Source organism: Pseudomonas multiresinivorans (assembly GCF_012971725.1).
GTDB lineage: Bacteria > Pseudomonadota > Gammaproteobacteria > Pseudomonadales > Pseudomonadaceae > Pseudomonas > Pseudomonas multiresinivorans.
Map to the genome: position 1 here is coordinate 6,312,880 of NZ_CP048833.1, position 11,657 is coordinate 6,324,536.

Annotated in this window: 10 protein-coding genes; 8 read left to right on the top strand and 2 right to left on the bottom strand. The window is 64.8% G+C overall.

What is annotated here, in order from left to right; genetic code table 11:
• The first annotated feature begins 59 nt into the window (after positions 1–59).
• The 5 genes from miaB to lnt all read left to right on the top strand — a co-directional run bounded on the left by miaB (position 60) and on the right by lnt (position 5,608).
• The gene (gene miaB / locus G4G71_RS28800) at positions 60–1,397 is read left to right on the top strand and encodes a tRNA (N6-isopentenyl adenosine(37)-C2)-methylthiotransferase MiaB (protein ID WP_169942176.1); all 1,338 of its coding nucleotides are present in this window, start codon (positions 60–62) and stop codon (positions 1,395–1,397) included.
• Positions 1,398–1,501: 104 nt separating this feature from the next.
• Entirely contained in the window at positions 1,502–2,503 is a 1,002-nt protein-coding gene (locus tag G4G71_RS28805; protein WP_169942178.1) for a PhoH family protein, read from the top strand.
• Positions 2,496–2,957: an rRNA maturation RNase YbeY gene (gene ybeY, locus G4G71_RS28810; protein WP_169942180.1), complete on the top strand. Its 462-nt coding sequence runs from the start codon at positions 2,496–2,498 to the stop codon at positions 2,955–2,957. The genes G4G71_RS28805 and ybeY overlap by 8 nt, the downstream gene beginning before the upstream one ends.
• Before the next feature lie 19 nt (positions 2,958–2,976).
• On the top strand, positions 2,977–3,816 hold the full coding sequence (locus G4G71_RS28815) for an HlyC/CorC family transporter (RefSeq protein ID WP_169942182.1): 840 nt from the start codon (positions 2,977–2,979) through the stop codon (positions 3,814–3,816).
• Positions 3,817–4,075: 259 nt separating this feature from the next.
• Positions 4,076–5,608 (top strand): apolipoprotein N-acyltransferase, encoded by a 1,533-nt coding sequence (lnt, locus tag G4G71_RS28820; protein ID WP_169942184.1) that lies wholly within the window; start codon positions 4,076–4,078, stop codon positions 5,606–5,608.
• 132 nt (positions 5,609–5,740) lie between these two features.
• On the opposite strand, the gene G4G71_RS28825 is transcribed toward lnt, so the two are convergent.
• Both G4G71_RS28825 and G4G71_RS28830 read right to left on the bottom strand, forming a co-directional pair.
• Complete coding sequence (locus G4G71_RS28825; RefSeq protein WP_169942186.1) at positions 5,741–6,502, bottom strand: YdcF family protein; 762 nt, start codon at positions 6,500–6,502, stop codon at positions 5,741–5,743.
• 46 nt (positions 6,503–6,548) lie between these two features.
• A complete protein-coding gene (locus tag G4G71_RS28830; protein ID WP_169942188.1) occupies positions 6,549–6,980 on the bottom strand; it encodes a hypothetical protein in 432 nt (143 codons plus the stop codon).
• Between the two features lie 235 nt (positions 6,981–7,215).
• On the opposite strand from G4G71_RS28830, the gene leuS reads away from it, so the two are divergent.
• The 3 genes from leuS (at position 7,216) to holA (ending at position 11,605) form a co-directional block, all read left to right on the top strand.
• Positions 7,216–9,837, top strand: a complete 2,622-nt coding sequence (gene leuS / locus G4G71_RS28835) for a leucine--tRNA ligase (RefSeq protein ID WP_169942190.1) — start codon at positions 7,216–7,218, stop codon at positions 9,835–9,837.
• 79 nt (positions 9,838–9,916) lie between these two features.
• Positions 9,917–10,531 carry an LPS-assembly lipoprotein LptE gene (locus tag G4G71_RS28840; RefSeq protein WP_169942192.1) on the top strand — a complete coding sequence of 205 codons (615 nt, stop codon included), beginning with the start codon at positions 9,917–9,919 and terminating at the stop codon, positions 10,529–10,531.
• A gap of 36 nt (positions 10,532–10,567) precedes the next feature.
• Entirely contained in the window at positions 10,568–11,605 is a 1,038-nt protein-coding gene (holA, locus tag G4G71_RS28845; protein WP_169942194.1) for a DNA polymerase III subunit delta, read from the top strand.
• Positions 11,606–11,657: the final 52 nt, after the last annotated feature.

Genomic DNA, 11,657 nt, shown 5'->3' on the forward strand with positions numbered 1-11,657 from the left:
ACGCCTCGCCCCGGGCTTATAATGCGCGGTCATTTTTTAACCAGACCAAGAAAGACTCCATGGCCAAGAAGCTTTTCATCCAGACCCACGGCTGCCAGATGAACGAGTACGACAGCTCGCGCATGGCCGACCTGCTGGGTGAACACCAGGCCCTGGAAATCACCGAGAAAGCCGAAGAAGCCGACGTCATCCTGCTCAATACCTGCTCGATCCGCGAGAAGGCCCAGGAGAAGGTGTTCTCCGAGCTGGGCGCCTGGCGCACGCTGAAGCAGCAGAACCCCAACCTGGTGATCGGTGTCGGCGGCTGCGTGGCCAGCCAGGAAGGCGCAGCGATCCGCGAGCGCGCGCCCTACGTCGACGTGGTGTTCGGTCCGCAGACCCTGCACCGCCTGCCGGAAATGATCGATGCCGCCCGCACCACGCGCAAACCGCAGGTGGACGTTTCCTTCCCGGAAATCGAGAAGTTCGACCGCCTGCCCGAGCCGCAGGTGAACGGTCCGACGGCCTTCGTCTCGGTGATGGAAGGCTGCAGCAAGTACTGCACCTTCTGCGTAGTGCCCTACACCCGTGGCGAGGAGGTCAGCCGGCCGTTCGACGACGTGCTCGCCGAGGTGATCCACCTGGCCGAGAACGGCGTGAAGGAAGTCACCCTGCTGGGGCAGAACGTCAACGGCTACCGCGGCCAGACCCACGATGGCCGCCTCGCCGACTTCGCCGAGCTGATCCGCGTGGTCGCCGAGGTCGATGGCATCGAGCGCATCCGCTACACCACCTCGCACCCGCTGGAGTTCTCCGACTCGCTGATCGCCGCCCACGCCGAAGTGCCGCAACTGGTGAAGTTCGTCCACCTGCCGGTGCAGGCCGGCTCCGACCGCATCCTGGCGGCGATGAAGCGCAACCACACCGCGCTGGAGTTCAAGTCGCGCATCCGCAAGCTGAGGGCCGCAGTGCCGGATATCTGCATCAGTTCGGACTTCATCATCGGCTTCCCCGGCGAGACCGAAAAAGACTTCGAACAGACCCTGAAGCTGGTGGAAGACGTCGGCTTCGACTACTCATTCTCCTTCATCTACAGCTCGCGCCCGGGCACCCCGGCTGCCGATCTGGTGGACGACACTCCGGACGAAGTGAAGAAGCAGCGCCTGCTGATCCTCAACAGCCGCTTGAACCAGCAGGGCTTCGAGATCAGCCGACGGATGGTCGGCACCATCCAGCGCATCCTCGTCACCGACTACGCCAAGCGCGACCCCGGCCAGCTCCAGGGCCGCACCGAGAACAACCGCGTGGTCAACTTCCGCTGCGACAATCCGCGCCTGATCGGCCAGTTCGTCGAGGTGGAAATCTACGAGGCACTGCCCAATTCCCTGCGCGCGACCCTGGTGGAAGCACGTCACTGAACCTCGACCGTTGAATCCCCCGTTGGCGACTGAACTTTCGTACTCGCTCGCCGGGGGTTATTCTTCGACCATCTCCCTTTGCAGCACGGCGACCTAGACAGCCCTTGAACGCCCCCCTGGACATCCATCGTTTCATGCTCGAGCCCTTCGAGGCCCGCAGCTTCGCCAACCTGTGCGGCCAGTTCGACGAACACCTGCACCAGATCGAGAAGCGCCTCGGCATCGAGATCCGCAACCGCGGCAACCAGTTCGAACTGGTCGGTGAGCCCGAGCGCACCCAGGCGGCCGAAAACCTCCTGCAGCGCCTCTACCGCGAAGTGCAGAACGGCACCGAGATGACGCCCGACCTGGTTCACCTGTTCCTGCAGGAATCCGGCCTGGAAGAACTCGCCGTCGAGCCCGTCGTCCCGCTGGTGACGCTCAAGACCCGCCAGGCACACATCCGTCCGCGCGGTGCGAACCAGCAGCGCTACGTCAAGGCTATCCTCGACCACGACATCAACTTCGGCATCGGCCCGGCCGGCACCGGCAAGACCTACCTCGCCGTGGCCTGCGCCGTGGACGCCCTGGAGCGCGAGCAGATCCGCCGCATCCTGCTGGTGCGCCCGGCGGTGGAAGCCGGCGAGAAGCTCGGCTTCCTGCCCGGCGACCTGTCGCAGAAGATCGACCCCTACCTGCGCCCGCTGTATGACGCGCTGTACGAGATGCTCGGCTTCGAGACCGTGGCCAAGCTGATCGAACGCCAGGTCATCGAGGTCGCGCCGCTCGCCTACATGCGCGGCCGCACGCTGAGCAACAGCTTCATCATCCTCGACGAAAGCCAGAACACCACGATGGAACAGATGAAGATGTTCCTCACCCGGATCGGCTTCGGCTCCACCGCGGTGATCACCGGCGACGTCACCCAGGTCGACCTGCCCAAAGGCACCCGCTCGGGCCTCAAGCACGTGATGGAAGTGCTGCGCGATGTCCCCGGTATCAGCTTCACCCACTTCAAGTCCAAGGACGTCGTACGCCACCCGCTGGTGCAGCGCATCGTCGACGCCTACGACGCCTATGAGAACCGTCTGACCGGCGTAGAAGGCCAGGGCAACAAGAATGCTTGAACTGGACCTGCAGGTCGCCTCGGAATCAGCCGGCCTGCCAAGCGAAGCCGAGTTCAGAACCTGGTGCGAACTGGCCCTGCGCCAGCGCCAGAATGATTCTGAACTCACCATCCGCCTGGTGGACGAAGCCGAAGGGCGCGAACTGAACAAGACCTGGCGACACAAGGACTACGCCACCAACGTACTGTCCTTCCCCGCCGATGTTCCCGATGAGCTGCTGGACATCCCGCTGCTGGGCGACCTGGTGATCTGCGCCCCCGTGGTCACCCGCGAGGCCGCCGAACAGGGCAAATCCGTGCAGGCCCACTGGGCCCACCTCGTCATCCATGGCTGCCTCCATCTTCTCGGCTACGATCACATCGACGATGAGGAAGCCGAGGAAATGGAAGGCCTGGAACGGGAATTGCTGGCTGAACTGGGTCATCCGGACCCATATGCGGCCGATGAAGAATAAAAGCCACTGAGCAGGAATGATGAGCGAAGACCGATCGAGCAATGGGCACAAGTCGTGGTTGGACAAGATCACCCAGGCTTTTGCCCATGAGCCGAGAAACCGCCAGGAGCTGCTGGAGCTGCTGCGCGAAGCCCACGACAACAAGCTGCTCGACAGCGAAGCGTTGTCCATCGTCGAAGGCGCAATCCAGGTAGCGGACCTCCAGGTCCGCGACATCATGGTGCCGCGCTCGCAGATGATCAGCATCAAGGCCACCCAGACGCCGCGCGAGTTCCTGCCGGCGATCATCGAGGCGGCGCACTCGCGCTACCCCGTGGTGGGCGAGAGCCTGGACGACGTGATGGGCGTGCTGCTGGCCAAGGACCTGCTGCCGCTGATCCTTCACGACAACGCCCACGCCTTCAATATCAAGGACCTGCTGCGGCCGGCCACCTTCGTGCCTGAGTCCAAGCGACTCAACGTGCTGCTGCGCGAATTCCGTGCGAACCACAACCACATGGCCATCGTCATCGACGAGTACGGCGGCGTGGCGGGGCTGGTGACCATCGAGGACGTGCTGGAGCAGATCGTCGGCGATATCGAGGACGAGCACGACGTCGAGGAAGACAGCTACATCAAGCCACTGCCCAGCGGCGATTTCATCGTCAAGGCACTGACCCCGGTAGAAGCCTTCAACGATTTCTTCGGCGCAGAATTCTCTGACGAAGAATTCGACACCGTCGGCGGCGTCGTGATGAGCGCCTTCGGCCACCTGCCCAAGCGCAACGAAACCACCGAACTGGGCGGCTTCCGTTTCCGCGTGCTCAACGCGGACAGCCGCCGGCTGCACCTGCTGCGCCTGACCCCGCTGCAGGACTAAGAGCTAGACACCTGTAGAAGCGAGCTTGTGACCCACAGGGATGTGGGGAATGCCGTTATCCGTAGGGAACGGATTCGGCCTCGCGAACCCACTCCGCTGCGAGGGTCGTTCGCGAGCAAGCTCGCTCCTACAATCACCCCAGACCTTTCCTGCAACACCCTGCCGCACTCGGCTCATGGCTTTTGGCTTTCATCCCCATAGCCTACCGTTCATCTCTCCATTACTCTTGCGCATCGCTTAACCGCAACAAGGATTTCCGATGCGCTGGATCACCCGCCCCGGCCTGCCAGGCCACCTGCTCGCCCTGGCCGCCGGCGCGCTCACTCCGCTGTTCCTGGCACCGTTTGGCTACTGGCCGCTGGCGGTGCTGTCGCTGGCCCTGTTCTACCTCGGCCTGCGCGGCACCACCGCTGGCTCGGCACTGTGGCGCGGCTGGTGGTACGGCTTCGGCGCCTTCATCGCCGGGACGAGCTGGATCTACTTCAGCATCCACAACTTCGGTGGCGCCTCCGGGCCGTTGGCCGGCTTCCTGGTAGCGGGCTTCAGTGCCGGTGTTGCCTTCTTCTTCGCCCTCCCCGCCTGGGTCTGGGCGCGATTCTTCCGCCGCAACAACGCTCCGGTCAGCGACGCACTGGCCTTCGCCGCGCTGTGGATGGTGCTGGAGCTGTTCCGCAGCTGGTTCCTCACCGGCTTCCCCTGGCTCTACGCCGGCTACAGCCAGCTGGAAGGCCCGCTGGCCGGCCTCGCCCCGCTGGGCGGCGTGTGGCTGGTGTCCTTCGCCATCGCCCTGACCGGCGCGCTGATCATCAACATCCCGGCCCTGACCCAGCGCCCGGCGCGCCTGGTCGCCGGCCTGGTCCTGCTGATCGCCCCCTGGGCCGTCGGCCTGGCTTACAAGGGCCACGCCTGGACCACCCCGGCCGGCGCGCCGCTGAAGGTCGCTGCGCTGCAAGGCAATATCGCTCAGGAAATGAAGTGGGACCCCAAGGCCATCACCCACCAGCTCGAGCTTTACCGCGACCTGACCGCCGAGCAGAGCGGCGTCGACCTGATCGTCTGGCCGGAAACCGCCGTGCCCGTGCTCAAGGACCAGGCCACCGGCTACCTGGAGATGATCAACGGTGTCGCCACCGCCAAGAAGGCCGCGCTCATCACCGGCGTGCCGGTGCGCGAGAAGACTGCGGACGGCATCCGCTACTACAACGGCATCACCGTAGTCGGCGAAGGCAGCGGCAACTACCTCAAGCAGAAGCTGGTGCCCTTCGGCGAGTACGTTCCGCTGCAGGACCTGCTGCGCGGCCTGATCACCTTCTTCGACCTGCCCATGTCCGACTTCGCCCGCGGCCCGGCCGACCAGCCGCTGCTCAAGGCCAAGGGTTATGCCGTGGCGCCGTACATCTGCTACGAAGTGGTCTACCCGGAGTTCGCCGCCAGCCTCGCAGCGCAGAGCCAGCTGCTGCTGACCATCAGCAACGACGCCTGGTTCGGCACCTCCATCGGCCCGCTGCAGCACCTGCAGATGGCGCAGATGCGCGCACTGGAAGCCGGCCGCTGGATGGTGCGCGGCACAAACAACGGTGTGACCGCGCTGATCGACCCGTTCGGCAAGCTGGCGGTGCAGATCCCGCAATTCCAGCAAGGCGTGCTGCAGGGCGAAGTCGTGCCGATGCAGGGCCTGACGCCCTACCTGAAGTGGCGCGTCTGGCCGCTGGCAATCCTCAGCGCCGTGCTGCTGGTCTGGGCGCTGGTGCGCCGTCGCACGCACCCGGAAGAACGCCGACTGTTCGGCTGACGCCAACGAAAAGGGCCTCATTGCGAGGCCCTTTTTCATTCTGGGAGCCGGGTTCGCGAGCAAGCTCGCTCCTACAAGGACGGATCTGCACATGTAGGAGCGAGCTTGCTCGCGAACCGCATCATGCCGGTACTATCGATAGAACAAGCGATACCCCACCAGCCCGATCGCCTCGTTCAGCAATTGCCCGCTCTGCCAGATCGCTCGCCCCTCCGGCAGCCAGCCACCCATGGGCACTGCATCGTCGGTCCCGATGTATCCCGAAGGCGCCGGCAGCACTTCCAGCCCGGCCTTCTCGAAGCTCCAGATCGAACGCGGCATGTGAATGGCGCTGGTGACCAGGATTACCCGCCTGATGCCCGCCTCGCGCAGCATCTCGGCGCTGAACCGCGCATTTTCCCAGGTCGTGCGGCTGCGTCCCTCCTCCCAGCGCACCGGCACGCCGTAATCGTCCAGCAGGCTCTGCGCCATGATCCGCGCCTCGGAAGGCGGCGTGCCGTAATGCAGGCCGCCGGAGGTCAGCACCGGCAGGCCGCTGACCTTGGCCAGGCGAGCCGCGTAGCGAATACGCTCGCGGGCCATCAGGCCGGGCTGATCCTCGTCCCAGGCGCGATCCCCGCGTACCCGGCCCGCACCCAATACCACGATGACGTCCGCACGCTGCGCCAAACCTGCCCATTCCGCTGGCTTGAGTGCGTCCTGCTGCTCCAGCTGGCGTGCGCCCCATTCCACCGTCACCGGCAGGCTCATTACCAGTAATCCGAGGAAACCGGAAAAGAAACAGAACACCGAGAAGCGCGGGTAGCGCCGGCGCAGGACAAAGCCCAGGAACAGCAGCAAAAGCAGCAGTCCCGGCGGCATGAAAATTTGTTTGAGGATGAAGCGGATCGGCATTGGCGACTCCTTGTCGAGGCGCCAAGCCTAACGGATCGAGGGGGTATCAGCGCGCTTTCGCGTTGCGGAACAACTGCGAGCCGCAGGACGTGCAGGGCAACACACCCTGGTTGCGGCTCCAGGCGACGGGCGAGCCACATAGTGCGCACTGCAACTTCTGCGGATGCGGCACCAGCCGCGGACGGCTGGGTGGCGCGGGATGACGCGCCGGGCGCGGTGCGCGACTCGGAGTGCGCTCCAGTACGGCCAGCTCCTCGGCCGCGGCATGCCAGCCGCGGAGCCAGTTCACATCCTGATCGAGATAAGCCCTGATCAACTCCAACTCGGCACTGCTCAAGCCGCGCAACTCCAGCTCCATGGGGCATTCGTCACGTAATCGCTCCGCGGTGTCAGCCTCATCCAGGGCCAGTGCGAGCCGTTGCAACAACCGTTCATACAGACCGGAACCCGAAGCACTTGCGCGATGCAGCTCAGCCATCAGTCACCTCAAGACAGGCGGAAACCTCCCGCCTTCAGGCAAAGCTTAGCGGCCTCCCCCGTGCCACACCGAGCGTGCGACAAACGGCGCGGGCTACCGGCTCGGGTGGGGGTCATGTATGCTACGAGGCTTTCTGTAGCCACCTGACCCTTGCTTTCTCAGGGGCCGGTGAAGCGGAGGGCCACTCGACCTTCCCGGCTGCACAATTCTTTTCCGTACAGGTTCAAATCGCGCCATGCACGAGCAATATCAGCCCCTCGAGATCGAATCCCAGGCCCAGAACTTCTGGAACGAACACAACTCCTTCCGCGTCGACGAAGTCGCTGCCAAGGAGAAGTTCTATTGCCTGTCGATGTTCCCGTATCCGAGCGGCAAGCTACACATGGGGCACGTGCGCAACTACACCATCGGTGACGTGATCAGCCGCTACCACCGCATGCAGGGCAAGAACGTCCTGCAGCCGATGGGCTGGGACGCGTTCGGCATGCCGGCGGAAAACGCCGCGATGAAGAACAACGTCGCACCGGCGGCCTGGACCTACGACAACATCGCCTACATGAAGTCCCAGCTCAACAGCCTGGGCCTGGCGATCGACTGGTCCCGCGAAGTCACCACCTGCAAGCCGGACTACTACCGCTGGGAACAGTGGCTGTTCACCCGCCTGTTCGAGAAGGGCGTGATCTACCGCAAGAACGGTACCGTTAACTGGGACCCGGCGGACCAGACCGTGCTGGCCAACGAGCAGGTCATCGACGGCCGCGGCTGGCGTTCGGGCGCGCTGATCGAGAAGCGCGAAATCCCGATGTACTACTTCAAGATCACCGCGTACGCCGAAGAGCTGCTGTCCAGCCTCGACGACCTGCCGGGCTGGCCTGAACAGGTCAAGACCATGCAGCGCAACTGGATCGGCAAGTCCCGCGGCATGGAGATCGCCTTCCCCTATGACCAGGCTTCCATCGGCGAAGCCGGCCAGCTGAAGGTCTTCACCACCCGTCCGGACACCCTGATGGGCGCCACCTACGTCGCCGTGGCCGCCGAGCACCCGCTGGCCACCCTCGCCGCCGAGCGCGATCCGTCGCTGCAGGCGTTCATCGACGAGTGCAAGCGCGGCGGCGTCGCCGAAGCCGACATCGCCACCCAGGAGAAGAAAGGCGTCGCCACTTCCCTGTTCGTCGAGCACCCGCTGACCGGCGACAAGCTGCCGGTCTGGATCGCCAACTACGTCCTGATGACCTACGGCGAAGGCGCCGTGATGGCGGTTCCGGGCCACGACGAGCGCGACTTCGAGTTCTCCAACAAATACAGCCTGCCGATCGTCCAGGTCATTGCCAAGGTTGAAGGCGACAACGACTTCGAAACTGGCACCTGGAAAGAGTGGTACGGCCTGAAGGACGAGAGCGTCATCACCGTCAACTCCGGCAAGTACGACGGCCTCGGCTACCAGGCCGCGTTCGACGCCATCGGCGCCGACCTCGCCGCCAAGAGCCTCGGCCAGCAGCGTACCCAGTTCCGCCTGCGCGACTGGGGCATCAGCCGCCAGCGCTACTGGGGCTGCCCGATCCCGATCATCCACTGCGACGCCTGTGGCGACGTGCCGGTGCCGGCCGACCAACTGCCGGTGGTTCTGCCTGAAGACGTCGTGCCGGATGGCGCCGGCTCGCCGCTGGCCAAGCTGCCGTCGTTCTACGAGTGCAATTGCCCGAAATGCGGCCAGCCGGCCAAGCGCGAAACCGACACCATGGACACCTTCGTCGAGTCGTCCTGGTACTTCGCCCGCTACGCCTGCCCGCAGTTCGAAGACGGCATGCTGGACAAGAAGGCCGCCAACTACTGGCTGCCGGTCGACCAGTACATCGGCGGCATCGAGCACGCCATTCTCCACCTGCTCTACGCGCGCTTCTTCCACAAGCTGATGCGCGACGAAGGCCTGATCGACTCCGACGAGCCGTTCAAGAATCTGCTGACCCAGGGCATGGTCGTCGCCGAGACCTATTACCGCGTTGCTGCCAACGGTGGCAAGGAATGGTTCAACCCGGCGGACGTGGAAGTCGAGCGCGACGCCAAGGCCAAGGTCATCGGCGCGCGCCTGAAGACCGACGGCCTGCCGGTGGAAATCGGCGGCACCGAGAAGATGTCCAAGTCCAAGAACAACGGCGTGGACCCGCAGGCCATGATCGACGCCTACGGCGCCGACACCTGCCGCCTGTTCATGATGTTCGCCTCGCCGCCGGACATGAGCTGCGAATGGTCCGACTCCGGCATCGAGGGCGCCAACCGCTTCCTGCGCCGCGTCTGGCGCCTGGCCCAGGCCCACGTCAACGCAGGCCCGGCCGGCGCGGTGGACAAATCCGCCCTGGACGATGCGCAGAAGGCCATTCACCGCGCCATCCACCTGGCCATCCGCCAGGCCAGCCAGGACGTCGGCCAGCACCACAAGTTCAACACTGCCATCGCCGCCGTGATGACCCTGATGAACGTGCTGGAAAAGGCCCCGGCCGAATCCGCCGCCGACCGCGCCCTGCTGCAGGAAGGCCTGGAAACCGTCACCCTGCTGCTGGCCCCGATCACCCCGCACATCTGCCACGTGATCTGGCAGGAACTGGGCAAGGACGGCGCCGTGATCGACGCCAGCTGGCCGCAGGTCGACGAAGCCGCCCTGGTGCAGGACAGCCTGCAACTGGTGGTACAGGTCAACGGCAAGCTGCGTGGGCACATTGAAATGCCCGCCAGCGCCAGCCGCGAGGAGGTCGAGGCGGCCGCCCGCGCCAACGAGAACGTGCTGCGCTTCACCGACGGCCTGACCATTCGCAAGGTCATCGTGGTGCCCGGCAAGCTGGTCAATATCGTCGCCAACTAAAAGCAACGCTGGAAAAGACCCATTCGCCCGTGGCACCTTCGCCACGGGCATATCGGATCAACAGGAGTGAGGAAGCTTGATGAAACGTATCCTGACCAGCCTCGCGCTGATCGGCCTGGCCAGCGTGCTGAGCGCCTGCGGTTTCCAACTGCGCGGCCTGGGCGATACGAACTTTGCGCTCAAGGAAATCGACGTGAGCGCGCGCAACGCCTATGGCGACACCGTCACGCAGCTCAAGCAGGTGCTTGAAGGCAGCGGCGTGAAGGTCGTCTCCCGCGCGCCCTATCACCTGATCCTGGCCCGCGAGGACGTGACCCAGCGCAGCGTCAGTTACACCAGTTCCGCCCGTAGCGCGGAAAACGAACTGACCAACACCCTGAGCTACGAGATTCGTGGCACCGACAACCTGCTGCTGCTCGCCAACCAGGTCCAGGTCCGCAAGGTCTACGTGCAGGATGAGAACAACCTGATCGGCTCCGACCAGGAAGCCCAGCAGATTCGCGCCGAAATGCGCCGCGACCTGGTCCAGCAGATGGTCACCCGCCTGCAGCTGATCACCCCGGCGCAGCTCGACGACCTGCAGGCCAAGGCGGAAGCCAAGGCCAAGGCCGAAGCGGATGCGATGAAGGCCGCGGACGAGGCTGCCAAGTCTCAGCCGCAGCAGTCGCCGATCGAATTCCCGAAAGCGCAGTAAGCGACAAGGGGCCGGCCAACCGGCCCCTTTCTCATTATGAAGCTCAATCCCGGACAACTCGCCAAGCACCTGCAAGGCAACCTCGCGCCCGTCTACGTGGTCAGCGGCGACGAGCCCCTGCTCTGCCAGGAAGCCTGCGATGCCATCCGCGCCGCCTGTCGCCAGCGTGATTTCGGCGAACGCCAGGTGTTCAACGCCGAAGCCAACTTCGACTGGGGTCAACTGATCGAAGCCGGCGCCAGCCTCTCGCTGTTCGCTGAAAAGCGTCTGATCGAACTGCGCCTGCCCTCCGGCAAGCCCGGCGACAAGGGCGCGGCCATCCTCCAGGAATACCTGCAGCGCCCGCCGGAAGACACTGTCCTGCTGGTGAGCCTGCCCAAGCTCGACGGCAGCACGCAGAAGACCAAGTGGGCCAAGGCCCTGATCGACGGCGATGTTGCCCAGTTCATCCAGGTCTGGCCCATCGACGCGCACCAGTTGCCGCAGTGGATTCGCCAGCGCCTGTCCCAGGCCGGCCTCGCCGCCAGCCAGGAGGCGGTCGACCTGATCGCCGCGCGGGTGGAAGGCAACCTGCTGGCTGCCGCCCAGGAGATCGAGAAGCTCAAGCTGCTCGCCGAAGGCCAGCAGATCGACGTCGATACCGTCCAGGCCGCCGTGGCCGACAGTGCGCGCTTCGATGTCTTCGGCCTGATCGATGCCGCCCTGAACGGCGAAGCCGCCCATTGCCTGCGCATGCTCGAAGGCCTGCGCGGCGAAGGTGTGGAGCCGCCGGTAATCCTCTGGGCGCTGGCGCGGGAAGTTCGCGTGCTGGCCAGTCTCGCCCAGCAGTTCAGCCAGGGCGTGCCGCTGGACAAGGCCTTCAGCCAGTGTCGCCCGCCGATCTGGGACAAGCGCCGCCCGCTGATGAGCAAGGCCCTGCAACGACACACCGCGCAACGCTGGAACCAGATGCTGCAGGACGCCCAATTGATCGATGCCCAGATCAAGGGCCAGGCTCCCGGCAACGTCTGGAACAGCCTCGCCCGCCTCGCCCTGCTGGTCGCCGGCCAGCGCATCAGCCTGCCTTCGGCCTGATTGCGCCGTTTCATGCCCCGAACGCGGGAGAGTGGCTGCAAAGACATCGCTG

Coding starts and splice junctions, on each gene's coding strand:
- miaB (WP_169942176.1), top strand. CDS start 60: ATGGCCAAGAAGCTTTTCATCCAGACCCACGGCTGCCAGATGAACGAG.
- ybeY (WP_169942180.1), top strand. CDS start 2,496: ATGCTTGAACTGGACCTGCAGGTCGCCTCGGAATCAGCCGGCCTGCCA.
- G4G71_RS28815 (WP_169942182.1), top strand. CDS start 2,977: ATGAGCGAAGACCGATCGAGCAATGGGCACAAGTCGTGGTTGGACAAG.
- lnt (WP_169942184.1), top strand. CDS start 4,076: ATGCGCTGGATCACCCGCCCCGGCCTGCCAGGCCACCTGCTCGCCCTG.
- G4G71_RS28825 (WP_169942186.1), bottom strand. CDS start 6,502: ATGCCGATCCGCTTCATCCTCAAACAAATTTTCATGCCGCCGGGACTG.
- G4G71_RS28830 (WP_169942188.1), bottom strand. CDS start 6,980: ATGGCTGAGCTGCATCGCGCAAGTGCTTCGGGTTCCGGTCTGTATGAA.
- leuS (WP_169942190.1), top strand. CDS start 7,216: ATGCACGAGCAATATCAGCCCCTCGAGATCGAATCCCAGGCCCAGAAC.
- G4G71_RS28840 (WP_169942192.1), top strand. CDS start 9,917: ATGAAACGTATCCTGACCAGCCTCGCGCTGATCGGCCTGGCCAGCGTG.
- holA (WP_169942194.1), top strand. CDS start 10,568: ATGAAGCTCAATCCCGGACAACTCGCCAAGCACCTGCAAGGCAACCTC.